This is a genomic window from Deltaproteobacteria bacterium (assembly GCA_018668695.1).
GTDB lineage: Bacteria > Myxococcota > XYA12-FULL-58-9 > XYA12-FULL-58-9 > JABJBS01 > JABJBS01.
This window is the reverse complement of record JABJBS010000383.1, coordinates 25,201-47,177: the sequence shown is the minus strand read 5'-3', so window position 1 is coordinate 47,177 and position 21,977 is coordinate 25,201. Positions and strand designations below refer to the sequence as shown.

Annotated in this window: 19 protein-coding genes; 3 read left to right on the top strand and 16 right to left on the bottom strand. The window is 50.4% G+C overall.

Features of this window, described 5'->3' with window-relative positions; all coding sequences use genetic code 11:
* Positions 1–7: 7 nt before the first annotated feature.
* Genes HOK28_22500 through HOK28_22485 form a run of 4 tightly spaced genes read right to left on the bottom strand, consistent with a single transcriptional unit; the run spans position 8 to position 7,036 of the window.
* The gene (locus HOK28_22500) at positions 8–4,810 is read right to left on the bottom strand and encodes a PQQ-binding-like beta-propeller repeat protein (protein MBT6435879.1); all 4,803 of its coding nucleotides are present in this window, start codon (positions 4,808–4,810) and stop codon (positions 8–10) included.
* Complete coding sequence (locus HOK28_22495; GenBank protein ID MBT6435878.1) at positions 4,810–5,361, bottom strand: hypothetical protein; 552 nt, start codon at positions 5,359–5,361, stop codon at positions 4,810–4,812. Before HOK28_22495 ends, HOK28_22500 begins: the two co-directional genes overlap by 1 nt.
* Entirely contained in the window at positions 5,358–6,482 is a 1,125-nt protein-coding gene (locus tag HOK28_22490) for a hypothetical protein (protein ID MBT6435877.1), read from the bottom strand. Before HOK28_22490 ends, HOK28_22495 begins: the two co-directional genes overlap by 4 nt.
* Positions 6,479–7,036 (bottom strand): prepilin-type N-terminal cleavage/methylation domain-containing protein, encoded by a 558-nt coding sequence (locus tag HOK28_22485; protein ID MBT6435876.1) that lies wholly within the window; start codon positions 7,034–7,036, stop codon positions 6,479–6,481. The genes HOK28_22490 and HOK28_22485 overlap by 4 nt, the downstream gene beginning before the upstream one ends.
* Positions 7,037–7,280: 244 nt before the next feature.
* Between HOK28_22485 and HOK28_22480 the strand changes: the two genes are divergently transcribed.
* Positions 7,281–7,667: a PilZ domain-containing protein gene (locus tag HOK28_22480; GenBank protein MBT6435875.1), complete on the top strand. Its 387-nt coding sequence runs from the start codon at positions 7,281–7,283 to the stop codon at positions 7,665–7,667.
* A gap of 7 nt (positions 7,668–7,674) precedes the next feature.
* On the opposite strand, the gene HOK28_22475 is transcribed toward HOK28_22480, so the two are convergent.
* The 3 genes from HOK28_22475 to cyoE are packed head-to-tail and all read right to left on the bottom strand — an operon-like array spanning position 7,675 to position 10,287.
* Entirely contained in the window at positions 7,675–8,460 is a 786-nt protein-coding gene (locus tag HOK28_22475) for an ABC transporter permease (protein ID MBT6435874.1), read from the bottom strand.
* Positions 8,457–9,452, bottom strand: coding sequence for an ABC transporter ATP-binding protein (locus HOK28_22470; GenBank protein ID MBT6435873.1), 996 nt, complete (start codon positions 9,450–9,452; stop codon positions 8,457–8,459). Before HOK28_22470 ends, HOK28_22475 begins: the two co-directional genes overlap by 4 nt.
* Positions 9,453–9,456: 4 nt before the next feature.
* Positions 9,457–10,287 (bottom strand): protoheme IX farnesyltransferase, encoded by an 831-nt coding sequence (cyoE, locus tag HOK28_22465; protein MBT6435872.1) that lies wholly within the window; start codon positions 10,285–10,287, stop codon positions 9,457–9,459.
* A 286-nt stretch (positions 10,288–10,573) separates the two neighbouring features.
* Here cyoE and HOK28_22460 point away from each other — a divergent pair, with 286 nt between their 5' ends.
* Positions 10,574–10,888: a glutaredoxin family protein gene (locus tag HOK28_22460; protein ID MBT6435871.1), complete on the top strand. Its 315-nt coding sequence runs from the start codon at positions 10,574–10,576 to the stop codon at positions 10,886–10,888.
* Here the strand turns inward: HOK28_22460 and HOK28_22455 are convergent.
* From HOK28_22455 to HOK28_22440, 4 genes are all read right to left on the bottom strand, one after another.
* The gene (locus HOK28_22455) at positions 10,883–12,187 is read right to left on the bottom strand and encodes a glutamyl-tRNA reductase (protein ID MBT6435870.1); all 1,305 of its coding nucleotides are present in this window, start codon (positions 12,185–12,187) and stop codon (positions 10,883–10,885) included. The genes HOK28_22460 and HOK28_22455 overlap by 6 nt on opposite strands.
* Before the next feature lie 13 nt (positions 12,188–12,200).
* A complete protein-coding gene (gene ccsA / locus HOK28_22450) occupies positions 12,201–13,037 on the bottom strand; it encodes a cytochrome c biogenesis protein CcsA (GenBank protein ID MBT6435869.1) in 837 nt (278 codons plus the stop codon).
* A gap of 62 nt (positions 13,038–13,099) precedes the next feature.
* Positions 13,100–13,327, bottom strand: coding sequence for a hypothetical protein (locus tag HOK28_22445; GenBank protein MBT6435868.1), 228 nt, complete (start codon positions 13,325–13,327; stop codon positions 13,100–13,102).
* Positions 13,328–13,468: 141 nt separating this feature from the next.
* Complete coding sequence (locus HOK28_22440; GenBank protein MBT6435867.1) at positions 13,469–14,473, bottom strand: hypothetical protein; 1,005 nt, start codon at positions 14,471–14,473, stop codon at positions 13,469–13,471.
* 85 nt (positions 14,474–14,558) lie between these two features.
* On the opposite strand from HOK28_22440, the gene HOK28_22435 reads away from it, so the two are divergent.
* Positions 14,559–15,305, top strand: a complete 747-nt coding sequence (locus tag HOK28_22435) for a uroporphyrinogen-III synthase (protein MBT6435866.1) — start codon at positions 14,559–14,561, stop codon at positions 15,303–15,305.
* Here the strand turns inward: HOK28_22435 and moaC are convergent.
* From moaC to HOK28_22410, 5 genes are read right to left on the bottom strand one after another with little or no spacing between them, the layout of a single operon-like run.
* Positions 15,302–15,790, bottom strand: coding sequence for a cyclic pyranopterin monophosphate synthase MoaC (gene moaC, locus HOK28_22430; GenBank protein ID MBT6435865.1), 489 nt, complete (start codon positions 15,788–15,790; stop codon positions 15,302–15,304). The two genes, HOK28_22435 and moaC, sit on opposite strands and share 4 nt — an antisense overlap.
* Before the next feature lie 15 nt (positions 15,791–15,805).
* The gene (locus HOK28_22425) at positions 15,806–16,789 is read right to left on the bottom strand and encodes a hypothetical protein (protein MBT6435864.1); all 984 of its coding nucleotides are present in this window, start codon (positions 16,787–16,789) and stop codon (positions 15,806–15,808) included.
* On the bottom strand, positions 16,767–17,732 hold the full coding sequence (locus tag HOK28_22420; GenBank protein ID MBT6435863.1) for a hypothetical protein: 966 nt from the start codon (positions 17,730–17,732) through the stop codon (positions 16,767–16,769). Before HOK28_22420 ends, HOK28_22425 begins: the two co-directional genes overlap by 23 nt.
* A gap of 46 nt (positions 17,733–17,778) precedes the next feature.
* Positions 17,779–19,083, bottom strand: a complete 1,305-nt coding sequence (locus tag HOK28_22415) for a sulfatase (protein ID MBT6435862.1) — start codon at positions 19,081–19,083, stop codon at positions 17,779–17,781.
* Positions 19,084–19,113: 30 nt separating this feature from the next.
* Positions 19,114–21,852: a PAS domain S-box protein gene (locus HOK28_22410; protein MBT6435861.1), complete on the bottom strand. Its 2,739-nt coding sequence runs from the start codon at positions 21,850–21,852 to the stop codon at positions 19,114–19,116.
* Between the last annotated feature and the right edge of the window lie 125 nt (positions 21,853–21,977).

The following is a 21,977-nucleotide window of genomic DNA, read 5'->3' as shown; positions in this document are numbered from 1 at the left end:
CCTCGGCTCATAACGGTACCTCACGCCAGCGTAGAATTTTAATCAACCCTGCGCGGCCAGTTCCTTGGTGAACAAGTGTTGGCGGAGGAGTTTCAGACTCAGAAAAGCGCTGATAAAAAATATTCGCCTCATCCGTGCCTTGCGGCAAAGCATCTCGGGCCCATGCTTCCTGGGCAATACCTTGAACCATCATCGCTTTTCTAATCTTCACCGACTCACGCTCAAACACAGAACCGGATGTCCAACAAGACTCACCGGCTTTGAGGTTAAGCTCCGAAGAGTTTCGAATCGCCACGCAGTATATCTTTGAATCACCGCCCGCGATATTAACCGTTGGATCCACAGACTCGATCTTGCCCGCCAAAGAGGCAAAGTAAATCAGTTCATTGTCAACGATAAGAGGATCTGACCAGTACCGGTCTCCGCTGTCGCCTTCTTCACTTGCATTCGTCACGGGCTGAAGTGGCCACTCGGAGTTTTTAAAGCCATCGCCCATGACCCATTCGAAGTTGCCCGTGTTGCCGAAACGCATATCTGTTGCGTTCTTGGCTTTCGAAAGATCTGTTTCTGCAGCGCAAACCCCAGGAGGCTCTTCATCTTGAACCGCGTAAAACCGGTAGCGCACATCATTGGGTGCTCTATCGTCTCCACCGGTACCAAAGAAAACGTTGGGTTGCCCTGTTTCAATCATCGCAACTTGCGGCCGAGTGATAATCGGTGCCCAGTTACGCAGACCATCTCCATCATAATCACCGGCATCGAAGAATACGCAGCGCTTCCATTGATCGATATTGCCACGGCTGTTCACGTCCATCACAATCTTCCAAACCCTGCCCTCTAGATCGCCAATATAAAGCCGGTCCACATAGCCATAACCAGGCTTGTCCTCAGTACTCAGATCCACAAGCATCGGTGAGGCCGTCAAAGCGTTTTCAATATTGATCGTTGGAATCTCAGCCGAGCCCTCACCAAGAGCAGGCGCCTCTTCTTTAAGAGTCCAGTCTTTTAACTTTTCGCCCGTGTAAGCATCCAGTGCGTAAACGGTACGGCCAACATTGCTGTTTTTAAGATTGCTGTAACCGCTGGCAAAGAACACAACCCATTCTGCCTTGTTGTTTAATAGCACTCGGCCAATCGCGGGTTCACTCCACGTTTCACCCATGGCCGCATCCGGAACAGAGCTTGCACAGTCTTCTGCCACCGGCCGACAAAAACTTCCGCCCTCAAGATAGGTGCTTGAGTTTGAAGCATAACTGCAACACTTCAACTCCTTACCAACTCCGCATTCGGGCCATTCCATATTCGTCGGGTCTGCAACAACTTTCGTCACTGTCTGACAAACTTGAGGCTGGCAAATCTCCAAACACTCTGAGGAAAGGTTTGCCGCTTCCAAGCTACCTATATTTAAGTCCTTGGTCGTAATGACAATCTGTTCAACCTCTAGCTTGTCGCTCAGGCTCCAGATCGTTAAATCGTGATTCCCTGATCCCAATACCGGTTGAACCAAACTTTTGACCCACTTCCAGTCGGTGCCACTTCCAGCAGTCACTTTAATTGTTTCATCCACGCGAGCATAAGATTCATCGTTATTAATGGAATACCAAAGCAAGTTGGCGCCGGTATCTTCTGTATTTCGAACACGCATAAAGACGAAGAACTTATCCTTCGCTGCTTCAAGGTTAAACTTGTATTGAGCCAGCGGGCAGCCACTTGCGTAAACGCCCTGCAAGCTTTGGCTCGAAGAGGGCGTGGGGCAGCTCTGCGACCCAGCATCCACCGTCAGCCGAGAATTGTTACCGCTGATCGCAGTCATATCCACAAGTACATCGGCGTATGCTGCGTCTAGAACCACCATCTCGCCGTAAGTTTCGCTGTCTTGTTGCGCATAAACGCGTCCGTCTTGAGAGCATCCGTCATCGCATGCGCCGGGTTGACACTCTTCTGTTTCGTATTGTGGATTACCTGAGCAAACGTCACCTTCATTGTCTGTCGTATCGCTGTATTCCCATAATGGTATCGGGTCAGTTCCAGGATCGGTAATATCTAATGCAAAATAATAGTTGAACCCGTCGCCACCAACGCCCTTGGCTTGACCGGCTAACAACACGGTTCGCCACTTCCCCAAAGATTCCTGGTAGACATCCTGAATCACAATCGGTCCATCCATGATGTAATCGGCACGGTAGTTGTTTGAATCGTCTCTGAGATCTTTAAGCTTGCTCAGCAAGTTGTTTGGAATGAACATCCATTTCTCATGACCTGTATCTGCATCGAAAGCATGCAGTCCGCCGCCATTGGAACCGATGTAAACCACACCATTTCGGCTTACCTCGGCTTCTTGAAAGGCCTCGTAGTTATTCACCGAATATGCGCCATACTCAGCCGGGCCGGTCGGCGCCCCAACATACACGGGCGAGGAGTGCCCCACGTCATAAAACTTCCAGCCATCTGGGTGGTCGAGGCCATCGCGAACAAATTGAAAAAGCGAGACCGCATCGTCGTTCTCAGTGAATCCCAACATATTGGCAAGATCTGGGGTCCCTTCCGACAACTCGACCAAAGATCCAACATCGCCCGAGTCATTAACCTCATAGGTTAGAATTCTTCTGCTTGTGCTTGCTCGGTCTTTCAACAAAGCTCCAGCCTCCCACATCAAAGACAAATGAGGGTTCGGTCCGGGGTTCACACCACTTTGAGCCTGACCCACTCCAACATCGGTTAAATCATACGCTCGTAAAAAGCCTTCGTTACCGGGGTATCGAAAAGATGCAGAATAAATAATACGCTCGTCTGTGCCGAGTTTTTGAGAGAGCCCAGATCTTGAATAATACTCCGCGCCAATGCCATTGACCGCTATTTGAATCCCACTGAATTTGGGGACGACTTTAGCGACCTTATCCGTTTGATTCAGAGCTGCGTTTTCCGCGTCACCCACCGTCGCAACCGCTTGGGCTTTAGAAACAATCGCCCATCGCAGATCCGTACCGAAGGTTGTAAAAATGTGAGGATTGGGGCCGGTACCACCTACTGAGGGCGGTAATTCATCGAGGGGCAATAAGTCCCAATCTTGGCCGTTGTTACTTAAGTAAAACTCAACGTCCATCGTCGTGTCGTCATAGTCCTCAGCAATCACTCCCGAAAAAGTTGCTCGTACAATCGCCTCTTCGCGTGAATTGAGATTATCCATACGCTTGGACATGATCACAGCATCTGCGTTGTAGAGACCCTTCCAAATATTATGAACGTAATAATAATAGCTGCCCCAAGTTTGATTGGTGCCCATCATAAAGTCGAGATAACCGTCTTCATCATGATCTAAGTCTAGAGGCGTTGCGTAGTGGATGTGGTTGCTCATAGACGCAAGTGGGGCATCGTAGTCGAAATTAAAGCGCGCGCGTTCCAGATCGGCTTCTTGGTTTTCAAGTAGCCACAAGTTGGCTTCCGGATAGAGGTCTCCGTAACAACCCTTTCCTGAACGGGTTAGCAGGATGTCTTCGCCGCCTTCTAGGTTCCAATTCCCTTTATGAAGACCGGTTACGCCTCCGCGGGGATTCAAAATTGTGGTGGACTCGTAGGCCGTATTAGCCGGGCCGGTTTTAAAATAGTAGAACATATACTGTTCGCTCATTGAGCCAATGATAATATCTTTTTGGCCATCACCACTAAAATCAGCCACCGTTAACGCAGTGATACCCCGTGTGGGGCCATCGTTAGCCAAACACCCAAAATTTGTTCGAGCAGGGTTATTGCTGTCTGCCGCCGGACCAATAGCCTGGTCGACGATTACAACCTCGCCGTTGCGAAATGGGTCGCTGCGATTGGGCGAGCCCTGCTGCCTAAAGACGATGATTCTGTGAGATGATCCTGAGCTTGATGCGAGTACCAAATCCGAGCGACCATCATTGTCCATGTCTACGACTTCCCCAATATCAGAGGAAAAGTGCCAAGCGACGCCCTTCTCGTAGAGAGGTGTGTTGCTGGCTAATTTAGCCCGCTGAAAAACCGGCACACCTTGGGCATTCAGTACACCCGTATTCCAAAACATGTATGCCAAATCTAGAAAGCCTGCTCGGTTGCGGTCTGCCGCACGTAAATAAAGCACATCCGTCCATCCGTCGCTGTCAAAGTCACCGGCAAAAAGTGCTGTCCCGTATTGATTGTCCGCCGAGAGGTCGTTGTTCTCATCAGCCTGGCAATCCGCCCCTGGATCATTGATCCCATCGCCGCCACCAGTCTGCCCGTCAACATCCAACCACCAGTTGTCTGCACCGTTAGCTTGACCTGAAACAAAGTGCCCGGTGGTCCAGGTGTTACTGGGGACCAAAACCCCGACGTTCCAACCTAGATGGTTTTCACCAGAATCGTCGGGACCCTTATTCATCATATAGTGCAAGTGGCAACCGCCGCTGCTGGCAGTTAGCGCGATCACATCTTGAGGCACCTGAGGCGTTCCGCCGTTTGAGTTGGTCCGAAAGTGACCCGCCACAACCTGCGTGGGCTTAATACTGGGAGGAAGAGGTGCAGGCGCTGGAGGCCTGGCTTGAGGCATACGCGTGTAATTACCTTCTCGTACCGCAAAGCCAACACGTGCATGAGTCACATAACCTTTACCCCAACCATATGAACGGGCACAGCCGAGTTCGGAGCAAGGTTCACCATTACCGGCCTCAGTCGTGTCCTCCAACAAGTCGTCGGTAAAATATTCAGAAAAGGTTCGTGGCGCTAACAAAATAGCTTCTGCATCAGCCCAAACGGTTGCGCCGGTACCGACCAAAACGAGTAATAGCCCAAGGTGAATAAAATATTTCATTAGAAATTACTCTCTGCACTTTGAGATACGAGAATTTCAACCACAGAGCGTGCGCCGCGAATACTCACGCCATAGGCCCTGATAAAAAATTGCTCGTTCGAATCTTCTAAATAGTTATTGTCGTCATTATCGTCACGCACACCCACTCGAAAATGGCCGCCGTTGTAAGCGATACTCGTTTGGTCTGGGTGAAGCCGGCCCCACTGCGCCAGCTCATTGGGATAACAATTTTCGTTTTGCGTAATTTGTGCAGCTGTACAAAGCGAATCATCCCCTAAGGATTCATAGGTGCTGTAGGTAAGCAGCGTATTGATTCGAAGATTAGAGCCAGAAATAAGTCCTGGCTCGGTGTTGAGCTTTTCAACGGCCCAGGCAATCCCTGCTTCAGCAATATAACGAGCCGTCTCAGAGTTTCTTTCCGCGCCCGCAAGCCGAGCGTCAACCGACGCACTTTGCAAAACAAGCATCCCCATAAATGTGATAACAATGGTCATGGCCATTGAGACAATGAGGATCCAACCACGTTCACCTTTTTTTATGGAGCGGTTCATGTTCCATCTTTCAAAATAATGTCGTTATTTCTCATCGATACAGTCGATCGATACACGTACCGGTTATAGCCATCGCTGCGGTCCGGGATCATGTGATCTTGGACAAAAAGCCGGTGGTCACCCAAACGGTTTAAATCCTGTCGGTACTGCCTCGTACGCGCCACAATGGCGATTCGAATGGCCACGATACGAGCCTGTAATTCACGATCCGAAAGACCCGGTGAACTGCAGTCACCATCACCACGGGGATCATCGCACCAAAAATCGACCAGTCCATCAGGCCGCGTCTCGCTTGAATCGCCTCCATTGAGACCGTCATCGACGCCGTATTCAATCTGAATAGTGTCGATGTCGGTTGATAGCGCCATAGCTTCTTCCCAGTCGCCGTTGGGATCATTGATCCTTAATTTAAGTACGGGGTGTTTGTCGTTGCTTTGGTCGAGATAAAAATCAGCGATGCTCACCAGCCCAAAATTAAAGGCAAGGTATCCATCGGGGCAGCCTAAAAACTCCGGACCACCGGTATTAATATTCTCAAAATCGTAATTGTGAAAAGCGTTTCGGTTTCCTGGAGAGTCGCCGGTGATTCGAACAACATCCGATCCATAAGTTCCATCGGCTGAATCACACTGACCAGATATAAACGCGTATTTACCCTGAACGTCTACCCCGTCGTGAGGGTCTGAATCCCAAATGGTTTGATCCGCAATCGGGATACCATCCATACCGGTTCCTGTGCTCGTATCGCCCTCACGGGTTCGAACCATGCCGTCAGAATCACCGTAGTAAACGCGCAGCCTGTCGGCGCCGCCATCAACCCCATTGCAGTCAAGGCTATCCATACCTGAATCGTTAAAGCATCCTCCGATGGGCAAGAGGCCTTGCAGGTCGGTATGTGCCACGAAACCATAACCGGCTCGGGTGACGTAATCTTTGAAAACGCTTAGCGAGACCCGCGCATTTTGCTGGCCTTCAGCTGCATCAAGCTGGCGATTGTAAAACCGGTGCCAGTTGAACGAAGTCAGTGCAATGGCACTCATCGTAAGGCTAGCAACCACAGTGGTTATCGCGAGTTCAATCAATGTAACGCCGCGCTCTCTTGATCTCAGTGTTCTTTTCATCGTCTGAACACTTCCCGGTTCACGATTCTCGTATTCACAGTTCGCACCTTGTACTTCGCTTCACTGGGGACCACGGGAGCGCCAACACCGCCGGCGTTCCAATAAACGGCTACATTAACATCAACGTAATAATCACGGCTCTCCGCACTCCACCGGACCATGTACTTTGAATTCGCGGCGTTTAATGGAGCGGGGTTCGCCAAGCCGGTATTTAGAAAGCCATAGCCAAATCGGTCGTAATAAACATTGGGGCCCGTCCCATCGATGTCATCAAAAGCCATCTCAACGCGTAAACTCTCAAGTGTCGATGCCGCTAGGTTCATCGCCATGGAAGTCTCACCGGTTCGCTTTAAGCTGCGCACGGCATTGCCTTGCATTCTGGCTGCGATCAAAACTGCCAGTGTGAAAATCACAAGCGCAACGGTGACCTCAATGAGGGTAAATCCCCGCTCATCAGGCCCGCGGGCGACTCTAAGTCGAGATTTGGTTGGGTTGCTCACAATACTTACCGTTTCAGAAGTCGTGCCATTGTCGGCTGCTAAAAAACCTAACAAGTGCAGGCTAGTATGAAATCTTGCCGAACGATAATTTTCGGCAAGTATGCAAAGAAGTCAGTTGTCTATGCAATTTTTGCATACTTTTACCAAAATGCAAGAATTTCCGACCGAGTGATTCGTGACTTGAGAAAGAACGCACGAAGGGCCAGAATAGGGTAGAACTGCACCAGAAGCTGGACCCACGGCTGGGGATGTGGTTGATTGTGGTCTAGTCCAATTATCTGGTTTGGGGAGTTCGAAAATGAGTGAAAATGGAGAAAATCGGCGTGAGTTCACTCGCGTTCGAATCCAGCTCGATGCCGAAATAAGTGCCGACGACAAAGCTTCTATCAATGGCGTAGCCGAAGACTTAAGTCTTAACGGCGTCTACATTCCAAGCACTGGGAAGTTACCGATCGGTACTGAATGTACTATCGCGCTTTTTCTAGATGGCCGGGATATTCGCCTGGAAGTGGTAGGAAAAGTGACGCGTCAAAACGAGGGCGGCATGGCCATTGAGTTCACCGGTGTTCCACTTGATGATCTCGAGCACCTCCGTAACTTGATTCGGTTCAATGCTGAAGACCCAAATACTGTTGAAGATGAGTTTGACAGCCACATCGGGCTAAAGCCGCGCGACGAAGACTAGCTTTTAGCTAGCGGCGCTGCTCGCAACAGAGCATCGCCATCACCAAAGCACACAAAGCAAACGCGGACACTGCCATCAAAGCAGCCTCCGGGGTCAAGTTAAGTATCGTGCTTATCGGCGCACTGCCTTCATAAAATGCGTGACGAAGACCGGTCATCCCATAAGCTATGGGATTGAGACCCATTAAAAATCCCAAAACCGAGCCTTCGGCGTGGGGTGGGAACATCGCTCCGCTCAAAACCCATAACGGCACCAGAAGCGTCATTTGAACTGCATGGTAACCATTTGAATTGTTCACCAACCAAGCAACAAAAAAACCAAACGCCGTGAGACCCAAGCTCATCAACATCATCGTTGATAAAAGCAAAGGCCAAGCAATATTGCCCAGTGAGATACCAGCCGCTGGAGCCAACAAGATAAAGAAGGCCACCTGAATCAAAGCCACACTTGTTGAACCCAAGCATTTACCAATGACCAAAGCTGACCGAGAGCCCGGACCTGCCAAAACCATTTGGATAAAGCCCTGAGAACGGTCTTCAATAATACTGAGCGTAGAGAAAATAGATGAGAGCACCAAGACCATCATCACCACACCAGGGAAAAAATACTCCAGGTAAGCAATTTCAATTCCCGGCAATTCAAAGGTCGGTGTTAGACCCGATCCCAAAATGAGCCAAAGGATAAGTGGCTGCAGCAATGCCCCTACCAACCGAGCTGGCTGGGTAAAAAAGCGCATGAGGTCGCGGCGCCACAAAACGTAAATCGTACTTAAATCGTATTTTAGCCCGGTCATAGTTCATCCTCGGCGGTCAAACCGTGGCCCGTTAGGTGATAAAAAGCGTCGGCCAACGTAGGCTTGCGAACCGTAATAGAATTAAAAATACGGGTTTCAAACGATTCTACAATACGTGGTACCCAAGCATGAGCCTCGGGTCTCTCCCACTCAACTGCCCCATCAACAATCCGGGCATTCGCACCGAATACCGACTTCAACCCTTCGAGCATTGCTTCGGGTTCATCAACATTCATCGAAATCACATCGCCCGCAACATTGCTCATCAGTCGGTCGGGAGTCTCTGTGCAAATCACATGGCCTCGGTCCATGACCACAAGCCGGTCACAGCTGGCTGCCTCTTCGGCTCGATGTGTGGTTACCAACACGGAGAGATCTCTAAAATCACGCAAAGCCAAGATACGCTGCCAAGTTCGCTGAACTGAAACGGGGTCTAAGCCAGCGGTTGGTTCGTCGAGCAAAAGAATCTCAGGATTATGAATCAAAGAGCGCGCAAGCTCGAGGCGCCTTCGCATTCCTCCGGAGAAAGTGGAGGTCTTGTCTTTGGCTCTGCCTGAAAGCTCCATAAAACCCAGAAGATCTTCAATCCGCTGGGTTGTTTCAGAACTGGTTAAACCAAAGAGAGCACCCGCCAGCTTTAAGTTCCCGGCAGCGCTCAGCTCGTTGTCCAAACTGGGTTCCTGAAACACAACGCCCATAACTGCTCGCAGCTTACGCGCGGTATCGTCGAGAGCAGCTCCGTCAAGCCAGAGCGTTCCGCGATCTGGCTTCCAGAGACCGGTCATGCATTTGAGTAAAGTCGATTTGCCGCAGCCATTGGGGCCTAAGATGCCGAGCACCTCGCCTTTGGCCACCTCAAAGTAGAGGTCGTCCAAAACCACGCGGTTGTCTAGCATGAGCGAAAACCCACGCACCGCCAATCTGGGAAGAGGCGAATCGGATGCTTCGGAAAAATTGTTTTCCAAATCCGTCATAGCAAGATGTACTGCCACTGATTTAAACTGCTCCAGCTACCATCGCGCCGAAAAGCAAAGGAATATAAATAAGTGTGGCCAAGAACATACTTCTCGCCCACTTGTTCCCTGCTCCCGGTCGAAACCCCTTAAGGGCGTAAACAACCAAAGCCGCACCTAGAGCCAACGCACACGCCCCGTAGAACATATTTGCGAGCCCAAGAGGAACAAGACTGAGAGTGGCTGGCACTAAAAGAACCGATGTCACCACAATCGCGATCCGGGTACGGCGTTCCCCATATACAATGGAGTACAATTGCATACCGGCCCGACCGTAATCCTCTTTTAAGTAGAGGCTTATGGCGAGAAAATGCGGAAGTTGCCAAAAAAAGAGTACGGCGAACAAAGAAAGTCCGCCTAAATCCAAAGAATTGGTCACTGTGGTCCAACCCATAAGGGGCGGGGCCGCTCCTGGAATTGCACCGACATATAAAGCCTGAGGCGTTTTGTACTTAAGAGGCGTGTAAATGAATGCATAGGTGACCAGTGCACCCAGGCCAATCCCTGCCGTAAGAAGGTTTGCCGACCAAGCCAAAAGAGGCAAGGAGACCAAAACCACCGTGAGCCAAAAAAGCATGGGCCAAAACAGAGGTAGTCTTCCGGATGGAAAGGGGCGGGTCATTGTCCGCCGCATCTGGCCATCTTTGTCGCGTTCGAAAAAGCAGTTTAGAGCGTTTGCTCCACCCACGATGAGCGAAGTGCAAAGAATTGCGATGAGAGATTTAAGCGGAGGATGACTACCCGGGGCAAAGGAGATCCCGCCCACAGCAGTCAAGATCACAAACAAAGACAGCCGCGGTTTAGCCAGCGACATCAAATCTTTGAACTGTGCCCAAAGCGGAGGAGCCACCTTCACTTCGTCCAATATGGTTGAACCCTCTTGTGTTTTCACACTTTTCTCTCAAACAAGCTCGAAACAGTTGAATTAAAAGCCATTTATTACATATCAGGCGCTTCGTCAGGCTCACAAACCTTGAGGAGCCCATGGCTGCCACGTGGCTTATAGGGAGGCGACCCCACGGCGTCAACCCATTCATTAAAGGTTAAGAAATACCATATAACCCTTGCCGAACCCCACCTTTACCACCAATGTTGCAAGCATGACTTCGAATACGCCCAAAAAGCTCTTCCAACAGTTCCAAGCCCAAACCGCAAAAGGCGAGGAACTCGAATTAATCCTTTATAAATCAGACACTTGCTTTTATTGTCACCGGGTACTTGAGGCGGTAAACAGCCTGAGTATCCCCTTGGTGCTTCAAGACACACGGCGCGATCCTGGGGCCCGTAAGAGATTGATCAAGCTGGGCGGTAAACCTCAGGTCCCTTGTTTGATCATCAACGGTAAACCACTCTACGAATCGTCTGATATTGTTAGGTTTTTTAAAAAGGTTGTCGTGACGAAAGCTGGTTCATAAATCTTCGTCGTCTGAGTTAGGCTCGTCTATATTCAAGAAAAGCTTTTTGATCACATTCAAAGCTTCAGCTTCCTGCTCCGCTTGCTTACCGTATTCACGAATTGCGGTCATTGGGCCGTGGAGGATTTTATTTGTGACTGCTCGAGTCGCTATTTCCACGGCTTGCTTTTCAGCTTCACTCAATCCCTTAGTCGCTCGAACCACCTCGGCTTGTCGAAAAGCTTCTACTTGGGTCTTGAGTGCAGTGATCACCGGAACTGCACGCAGCGATCTTCTCCACTCAATAAGCTTTGTGATCTCATCATCAATCAGCGCTTCAACTCTCGGAACCTCTTTGCGGCGCCGACTTAAATTGGCGTCCACCACGCGCCCGAGGCTCTCGATATCTTGAACGAAAACATTGGCCAGGTCCCCTGTAGTGCTCTCCACGTTGCGAGGCAAACCGAGATCAAGAACCGCTAAACTGCGCCGCCCGCGGCCCTCAAAAGCCCGTGCTACCATCCCAGTCGTAATCAATGGTTCTGTTACGCTCACAGCTGAAGCAACAATATCTGCCTTGCCGAGTGCCTGTTCCAACTGCTCAAGACCAAAGCCCACTCCCCCAAAGCTCCCAGCGAGCTCATGGGCTCGCGCTCCGTTTCGATTCACAATCGTTAATGACTTGGGGTTATGAGACATAAGATGCTGAGTTACGAGTTTCGACGTTTCACCGGCGCCAACGACCAAAACATTAAGCTGTGAAAAGTCTGAGAAAATTCGACTTGTTAAATGGACACCGGCTGAGGCCACCGAAACTGCGCCCGTACCAATCGCTGTGTCGGTTCGGCTTTGACTGGCTACACGAAAAGCTCCTTGAACGAGCTTGTTGAAATAAGTGGACGGGCTGAAGACAGCGCCTAGGGACTCCCAGGCTGCCTTAAGCTGCCCAAGAATCTGTGCCTCGCCAAGTACTTGGGAGTCTAAACCACAGGCCACCCTAAAAAGGTGCTCAATCCCAGAACGACCTTGCTTCTCATAGATGTGACCAGTTGCCGGGTACCGATTCTCGCCGGTTACCGCTCGTAAGACATTGCCCACCAACGGGCCTCCCGCCAAACCCGACTCGATCGTGGTATAGACTTCAGTTCGATTGCAGGTGGATAGAATCAGAGCATCTTGTACTTCATCATGGGCCAGCAAACGCTTGTATACTTCTTTGATCTCATCAGCGCTTAATGCGCAGCGCTCAAGCACACCAATAGGAGCAGTATGAATACTGATTCCTGTTAGGTTGAGATCGATTGAAAGTTCACCAGCCACAATACATCGCCACTTATGTTAAAAACGCATGAAAAGAGCGCCAAAAAAATGCTGAACCCATCATTGCAACCAACGCAAAAACAAAGCCTGCCAGCGAAAAATAAACCGCGCGAGCCCCGCGCCAACTCAGGGCATACCAAGTTAGTACACCCGCGCCATAAACGATCCACACCGCAACAGTCGATAGAAACTTTGGGTCGAGATAAAATTCTGGGAGCTGCCCCATGCTCATTCCCACGCCCAAACCAATCGTGACCGTAAGAAATACCCAACCTAAGAAGGTGGCGCCGAACATCATCTTGCTGAGCACATCAAGTGACGGCAGCCGCTCAAACATCAGGCCGAAAGTTTTCGCTTTAAGCGAACGGTAGAGCAAAACGTACATCAGGCCGTAAACTGCGCCGACCGCAAAAGCCGTGTACCCAAGAATCGCCGCAATGGCGTGGAAGCCGAAAAACGAAGACTCGAAAAGGTGACTCTGCGGTAAAACTTCTGGGTTGGAATGCGGTAAGAGGGCTGATGATGCCAATTGAAGCATAACGACCAGTGGCAGAATGAACATACCCGTGCTTCGGTGACGCTCAATGCGTTCCACGTACAGATAAGTTAAGGCGACCGATAAGGCCATGAGGTTCAGAGCCTCCGGGAGTGTTGCCACGGGAACCCGGCTAAAATGCGCCGAGAGTAAAACAACAAAACCGACGTGGACAAAAACGGTACCAGCCAAGAACAGACTGCAAGTACGCTCCGCGAAGGGATCTTCACGCATAAAATAGACGGCATAATTCACGGCTGTTAAACCGTAAAGAAGCGGTAGCGCCGCGGTCAAAAGATCAATTAATCCAAGCATACTTACTCGCTCTTAGGGCTCGTGCGGCCACCGGTCAACCCTAACCGGCTCTTGCCTCACCATTATAACACGGGTCGTGCAGCCCCTTGGCTTTGCAACTTCGCGCTTTTTTCATCATGAGCCCTGGGTTCGCGAATATGTAATCTACCCTCAATTGGCAAAGCTTCCAAAATTACGTTCAATGATTGGTCTTTATTAACAAACGCGGTGCCGATTCGGCGAAAGAGCGGCTTCTCAAGGCGCTCATTCTCGATAATGACATAGACTGCTTTGTGCTTATTTACTTCCATGGGAAACTCCTGGTTCTAAGGTTCCCCCTATTCCAAGCAATCCCAGTGCCACACCAAAACCTCTAAAAGTCCAATGTTTTCAATGCCCGGCTGTCTCCGGTACGCAAATTGAGTCGCCATTCAAAAAGCAAAACGACAGCATTAGAACTGCGACTTAAAGCGCTTCACCTTGTAACGAGCCTTGCCGTCTTTAATCTCGAACATCATCGCCAGACCATAGGAAGCTGAACCGTCAAGCATACCCCACGGATCGCCCGACATACTTCCCGCATTGATATAAAGCTTTGGGCTGTATTGATTTTGCTTAATTCTATTCTTAAGCGCCCCACCATTGGCTCGGCCGCCTGCTTCTAAAATGTGTCCAAAAATCCCAAAAGGAATATTTCGTTTCTTTAAAAGTTTAGTCAAATCAGGATCGCCCACGTTCTTTTTGTCGCCAATACGGTCGATGGCGTGAAAGCCTCTACCTTGCGGCGGGCCATGTGAAACCAGCACCACGGGTGCCTTTTTAGATTCTTTGAGGTGGCGACGAACCAAATCAACGTCTTCAGTCTTATAGCTACACGCACCGGTCTGATGAATAAATGCCTTGTTATGGTAACCCGAAAGTGTCCAAAACTCTGCATCGTCAGCTACAATTTGCCGAACAAGAGTCCCATCAAAAAGGTTGGGGTATTTTTTCGACATCGAGCGGTAAATCCGGGCCCAGCCTCCCCGGCTGTCGCTGTTGCCCAAAACAATCAGTGTTGGAAGCTGCGTTTTCGCTAGAATCTCCACAAACTCTTCAAAATCAAATTCATCAATTGCAAGGTCACCATTGGCTACAATCCACTCCGCACCCTCTTTCTTGAACCAAGCCAAAGTTTGCTCGAGGTTTTTACGGGTAAAGTCTGAGAGATCTTTACTCGCACTCAACACACCGATCTTGATGTGCTTGTCCTCATCTCCACCTTCAACCTCAACCCGGTATCCAGTTTGAACGTACTTTTTACCGCCTGCCTCAAAAATGCGTGCTTCCGCCAAGGTATCCAAAGGTCCCGGGCAGGCATAACGGTTGGCTTTAATGTAGTCTTGCCAATTGGCGTGTTCGGCCGCTTGCACCCCGAAAGCAGTGAACATCACTAGAATCATGATGGTGTATCGCATAGCAATCTTGGCCTTTCTTCTAACCACTTTGAATCATGGTTGAAATAATACTATTGAAACGTCCTCAAGAGGAAGAATTCTGACAATGCCGCACAGCCCATCACTCCCCCTTCGGGGCGAAACCATTTTGCTTACCAGGCCCCTTAAAAGCTCGCTCAACCTTCGCGACCAATTGCTAAAGCACGGCGCCTCGGTTGTTCACATTCCAACGGTCAAGCTCGTTGCCTTACAACCCGAGCTACCTAACTTATTAGAGACCCCTTATTGCGCTCTGGCCTTTTCAAGTCAAAACGCCTGGAACTTCTTTCTTGCTCAACTCGAAGAAAATGACCGAAAACTGCCCGAGAAGACCCCAAGATTTAGTATTGGGCCAGCAACCAGTGAGGCAATGCGCCCCTATGGCCCAGTCGTCGAAGCCAAAACTCGAACCGGGGAAGGACTGGCCGAGGCAGTGTGGAACCACTTTGGCACCACACCAGAACACCCCGTATTGTTTCCTTGCTCAAAAAGTGCACACCCAACGTTTGCCGCGAAGATGGCCGAAAGAGGGATTCAAACCCACCGCCTCGAGCTCTACGAGCCACAAACCTGTGTTCCTGGCCCGATTCCTATTGAAGTGTCTCGCCCCAGCTGGGTTTTGCTAACCAGTCCAAGTGCTGTAGAGGGCTTTGTGACTCACCTGCACCCCATCGAAAACGCAAAAATTATCTGTATGGGACCGACCACTCAGAAAGCCGCTGAAGCGGCGGGCCTTAAAATCACATTGGTACCAGACCAGCCCGGTACCGAAGAACTCATCGAAGCGATGATAAATTACGTCCCCAGAGCTTAGCGACCGCGGCGCTTCCACTCTCCGCTTTTACCGCCTGTTTTCTTAATCAAACGAACTCGCTCGATGGTCATGCCCCGATCAACAGCTTTAAGCATATCGTAGACCGTGAGGGCAGCTATGCTCGCCGCAGTCATGGCTTCCATTTCAACGCCAGTTTTACCGGCATTTTCGGCCACAACCAAAATCTCCACGTGCGGTGGCTTCAGTTCAACTTCTACATCAACTCGGGTAAGACCGAGCGGGTGACACAAAGGAATCAATTCGGAGGTCTTTTTCGCCGCCATGATGCCCGCCAAACGGGCCGCCGCAAAGACATCACCCTTATCGGCCCCATTTTTCAGTGCCTCAATGGATGCTTTATTCAAACGCAAGCGGCTCTGAGCGACGGCTTGTCGGCTGGTCACTTGTTTTTGCCCTATATCAACCATGTGCATTTCGCCGCGCTGGTTGAGGTGGGTGAGTTTACTCTTTTTCGATGAAGCCATGGATGAACCTCCCCTTTAGAGGCGGACGTCTACAAAAGCTTTTTTACGAAGTTCCGATACCCAGACCTTCATCTGCTCTTCCATCTTCTTTTGATAAAGTTCGCTGTGAAACGGTTCGAGTTCTTCAGGGGTTTCACAACCACTGGGGGCTTGAACTTTTCGGTCAGTCACCTTGATGATGTGAAAACCAAACTGTGTGCGTACTACTTTAGAAACGGTACCAATCGGCGTACTGAATGCTGTCTCTTCGAACTCTTTAACCATCATCCCACGCTCAAAACAGCCCAAATTGCCATCCGGAGAACCCTTGTCGTCGGAGCGCTCAAGCGCGTAAGCCGCAAAGTCAGCGCCAGCACTCAGCTCAGCCTGAAGCTTAGCTGCTTCAAGACGAAGCTCTTCAAGATCCTTCTCGCTGCTCGCATTTTTTGTTCCCAGTAAAATATGCGATGCGCAGACTTTAACGTTCTGGTTACCATCGTTTTGGCGCTCGCGGCACAAGCCTTGAACATCCTCTGGTTTTACTTGAATGCGTCCTTGAACTTTATATTGAATCAAACGAGCTCGCTCGATCTGAGATTTGAGCTTCGTTCTGTATTCCGTCCAGGTCATTCCCTGATTGTAGAGAGCGGCTTGAAGCTGCTCTCGGTTAAGAGAGTTCATTCGAAGAACTTCTTCAATCGCCCGGTTGATGTCGGGCTCGCCCACACCGAGCATCTCGGCGTTGGTTTTAAGCTCCAGATCGACCATCTTTTCGCCAATTTGGATATCAAGAACCTTCAGCATCACCGCTTGGCGCTGGCTCTCTCGCTCAACGGGATCGGCGATACTTGCGACTTTCTCCATAAAGGGCTGGGCCCGAACTTCGAGCTCACGCAAGGTAATGATCTCACCCTCAATAACCGCAACAATACGATCCACAACCTCAGCTGCAGATACCGGCAAAGCAACCATCACCAAGAGCGCTACAATTAACCAACTAGGGGCGCATAAATTTTTCAAGATCTTTCTCCGATGGCATCTCAAGAGTTGCCGCCTCACGTAATTTCTCGACTGTTTTGCGCATCGCTTCTCTTTGAGCGCTTCGCAAAAGCTCGTCCTCTACCGCATCACGAACTTTCATTAAAGGGAGTTCTTCTTCATCTCGCTTTTCCAAAAGCTTTAAAAGATGAAACCCATAATCACTTTCGAGTATCTCACTGACCTGGCCCGGCCACATGGTAAACGCGCGCTCAAAAACCAGCGGCATCGTACCCTTGGCAAAAAAGCCCAAGTCTCCGCCTGATTTACCTTCTGGGCTCAGAGAATATTGCATCGCTGCGTCTTCAAAACTTAAGCCGCGGCGAATTTCCCGAGCGATTTCTTTAGCCTTCTCTCGGCTAGCCACCACAATTTGCAGAGCTCTCACCGAAGGTGCATCAACAAGACGCTCCGGATGCTCTTCCAAATACACAGTAATTTGCTGCTCAGTAATCGCCAGACGCGCATAGATATGGTCCAGTAAATACTGTTGAACCGTTAAGCTCTCTCGTAATTCACGCTTGAGCCCTGCAACCGAGATAGAGCGGCCCTTCAGGATGGCCTGGAAAGCTTCACTCTCCCAGCCCATCCGCATCCGCCGGTAAGCGCCTTCAACCTGAGCTGCACTGACCACAACCTTTTTATTGCTGGCGGCCTGGAGCAGAAGTCGACGCTCAATTTGATCTCTGAGTAAGTTGCGCAGCTGAACCATATCCGCGAGACCAATCGGTGCACCCTCGGGATCATCCACACGGACGGCGCTGAGTTCGCGCTTGAATTCGGACGCATAAATAGGCTCACCATTTACCCGTGCCAGCACATCACGCTTCACCTCATGGGAGGCATCGGGCGCATCTGCCTGGCAACCAAGCAAAGCTTGAGAGCCAAGAGCTAAACACACACTGATAAGAAGCGAGCTTTTCATTGATAAACGCTCTAACACCCGAGGTTAAGAGGCACAAGACGACGCCTTAGCTATCGCTTTTAGCGACAAATTCGCGCAATGTTTTAAGCAATTGGGCAGCTTCCGCAGGCATTTGAGCCGCCAAATCCTTGGTTTCACCTGGATCGGCTTTCAAATCAAAAACTCGAACGACTTCTTTCCCAAACGAAACTGAGGGGAAATACTCTTTTTTCTTCGCTGCGCGCATATACCAGGCCTCGTCCGCAGGCTTTTGCCAAATAACTTTGTAGCGCTTGCCAACGATCGCCTGACGATGAATCCCGTGTTCATTGTACTCACTGATAACATGGGGAGCCTCCTCTTTTAGGAGGTGATAACCCGGCATCCCCTTTGTGCTCGCTCCTCCCAGAGCCGCCAACGTTTTCGCTATATCCAAAGACTGGGTCAGGCGTTCATCTACTTTACCCGGGGTAAAACTTGGTGACTTCACTAAAAGGGGAATTTTAACGACTTCATCCCAAAATTGATGCGCATGCATGTAGAAGCCGTGTTCGCCCATCCCCTCACCATGATCCGCGGTGATCATCATGGTGCTTTTCTCAAAAAGGTTTCGCTTTTTAAGCCCTTTGACCAATCTGCCCATGGCCTCGTCTCCGTAACGAATGGAAGCGTCGTACACGGCAACAATGGCTTTGCGCCGTTCCGGAGGATAATTATTTTTGTATTCCCAGATTGGGCTTCTGGTGATTTTACCTTTGTAGCCTTTTAGGAATTGTTTCTCCAAGTGCTTCGGAGCGGCATAGGGGTCGTGGGGATCAACTGTAAAAAGGAAAAGGAAAACTTTGTCCGACTTGTCCTGGTCAAGCCATTGAAAAGCCTTCTCCACCAAAAAGTGGCCGGTGGGTAAGCCATTATAGGTTTTCCCCCTTTTTTTCTTCGTATAGGTATTGGTGGGATCTCGAAAAACATCGAAGCCTTTTTGCAGCTTAGCCAAAGAGCCACCATTGCCATTGGCAACAAACCCGGCGGTGGTCCATCCAGCTTTCTTTAAACGCTGAGCCAAGGTTGTAATCTCTTTAGGCAGCTTCTGCTTGCTGGTTTCCGTGCGGTGTCTGGATGCGTTGAGCCCCGTTAAAAAACTGGCGGTCGAGGGCCGAGTCCAAGGTGCATTGGCATAGACTCGGGTGTACCGAGTCGAAAGAGCTGCCAGCTTATCAAGCTCTGGGGTGGTCGGCTCCGTATAGCCGTAAGAACCCATATGGTCAGGCCTGAGAGCGTCGATTAGCACCAGCACCATCAATTCTTTATCTTTAGCTTGAGCAGAAAAGGTGCAACCCAGGGTTACTGCTAGAAATAAAAGCACTCGCAACATTTCATATTCCCTAATTTTAATAGCTCGTCTTTAGCGGCGAGAAGCCACTTCAAGCGCCAGAGATTTAACCTGCTTGAGGTCAAAAGGTTTTTCTATGCTCGGGTTTTCAACCGCTGTTAGAAAATTCTGGGCTTCGGGCGTGAAGGCCCCACCGCTCATAAAAATAATTCTCTCATGGTAACCATCACCCCGCTCTTTTAGGGCTTCATAGATATCCATTCCCATCAATCCTGGCATCATCACGTCACAAAACATGACATCAAACGGCTCTTTGGCCCAAGCTTCCAACGCATCCTTACCATTGTTGACCACCACAACGTCATGTTGTGCCAGCGCCCGCTTCAATGCCCGAGCAACCGGCGGCTCATCATCAGCAACTAGAATACGCGCCCGAACATCGGCGGCGGCCTGAACCACTCCATCTGAAGCCAAGCGTGCACCGCCTTGAATCGCAACCGCATGCGCAGGCAGCTCTACCCACACTTCTGTCCCTTTTTGAACCCGCGTATTGAAGCCAATATTCCCGCCCATGGACGTCACAATATTATGACAAATCGACAAGCCCAGCCCCGTGCCCTCGCCAACCGCTTTGGTGGTGAAGAAGGGATCAAAAATACGCTCTCGGATGGCAGGTTCAATCCCCGGGCCACTGTCGCGAATCACAACCAAAACCATACTGTTATCGCTGATACTCGTCGAAACATGAATCTCGTGCGTTTGGGAATGCTCAATATCTAACGCTTGTGCCGCGTTAATCAGTAAGTTTAAGAAAAGCTGCCCCATCCGGGCCTTATTGCCCAAAACATCGGGAATCTTTTCAAATGTCTTCACCAGATTGCCCCGGTGTCGAATTTCATTCCAAGCAACGTTGATTGAAGAGTTGAGAACTTCCTGGATATTCACCGGCTCAAGGCGTTCTTCATCGCCGCGGGTAAAGTGCTTTAAGTCACGTACAATCAAGCGCACGCGCTCTGCACCTTCACAGCTTTCAGCCAATGCCATCTCAATTTTGTCAGCCGCGTCATGAGGCATCGTCAGTTTGATTTTTTCAAACTCTTCTTGAACAAAAGCTAGGTTCGCCATCACATAAGCCAGCGGGTTATTCACCTCGTGGGCAACACCGGCGGCCATCGTTCCTACACTGACCATGCGGTCTGCAAGCATCAGCTGGCTTTCCATTTCTTTTCGGGCCGTAACGTCTCGAGCAAAGTAAATCCACGCGGTGCTTCCCTCGTACTCCACGTCTCGAGGCGGAGAGATTTCAAAAGTAGCCTGCTGACCATCTTTTCGAATCAAGCGAGCTTCCACAGCAACATCGGCTCCCTCCACGCCAACCCTCGAGAATTTGTCGATATCGTCCGGCAAAATGCTTTTAGCCATGGGCGTACCAACAAGCTCCTGAGCACTGGAGTAGCCAAGGGCAGTTGCAAACGCAGGGTTCACAAAGACCCAGCAACCATCTCGGCTGATTGCAACACCATCGGGGCTTCGAACAATCAATTCCCGAAAGTCGCGCTGACTCTGCATCAACGCATTCATCGCTGCTTGCTGGCTTGAGACGTCCCGAAGCATCAAAACATGACCTTCTTCATGACCTCCTCGGCCAATCACCGGGGCACTGCTCACCACGACTGGGCGCTCATCGCCCTGTGGGCTTCGCAAAACCACGGAGCCTTGCGGAATCGAAGCTTCTTCTTCGGTTTTTGGATACCCGGCAAAATTTAGCGCCTCGACCACCTGCTTACCGCGGCAGTCGTCTGCCTTCATCCCAGCAAGCTCCTCTGCTGCCGGGTTCATACGAACCACTGCACCAGAGAGATCAGTTACAATGAGCCCGTCGCCCATACTATCGAGTGTGGCTGAGAGTTTTCTTTCGTTGGTTCGAACGGCTTGCTCAGCGTGGACACGCTCACTGATATCTCGTTTTACCGAAACGAAGTGGCTGATACGGCCATCGGGGCCAAATACCGGAGATTCCGTGACACCTTGGTGCCAAAACGAACCATTTTCACAGACTCCCACCAACTTACCCCGCCAAACATCGCCCCGCTCAACCGTAGTCTTAAGATCTCGTTGCTGGGCAATATCTGCAGGCTCTCGGCGCAAAAAATCGGTGTGTAAGGAACCGAGCACATCGGCTGCATGAAAACCCGTGATTTTTTCGAAGGCTGGGTTCACGTATTCGAGCCGGCCCTGGGCATCGCGAATTTCAATCGCTTCACCAGCAAATTCCACGGCTGTGATCAAACGGGTGTTGGCAAGGAGCTCGTAAGCCATCTTACGGTTTACGGATAAAGCTAAACTTCTAGCCACGCGGCCCAATAGCTCTCTCTCACCAGGGCGGAGTCGGCGTGAAACTTGGTCGCCTAAAAGTAAGACGCCGGTAACTCTGTCCCCAAGACGCATGGCTAAAACAAAGCCAGATCGTAAACGGCCCCTTAGAAGAGGTAAGACCGACTGCATCGATACAACACTTGCGGCATCGTCACCCACTCGGTGGATTGCGTCTGGCGCATGGCTCAGAGCTGAAATCAAGGCGCTGGGCAAAACCATATATTCTTGACGCTTGAATCCGGCACCAGAAATTGCCGTCATTCGAGCAGAGCCCAGACCGCGCTCACCTGGTGGGACCAGATAAATCGCCGCAACTTCCGAGCCGCAATAATTGCGCAACACTTCAAGGAAGTCTGCCAATGAATCTTCAAGGCGAACTGTCTCGCTTAGCGCCTCATCAATGGCCGCGAGAACTGCGCCACCGTCGTCCTTCAAGGTAGGTTTCTCCTGTGAACGTAGTCCCATGGTAACCGGTAACACGATACATTCCCCCCCAGCTTACTACTTCTTTATTTGAACCATCCACCCCGGAGTTCAAACATTTGGGAAGCTTGCCATAG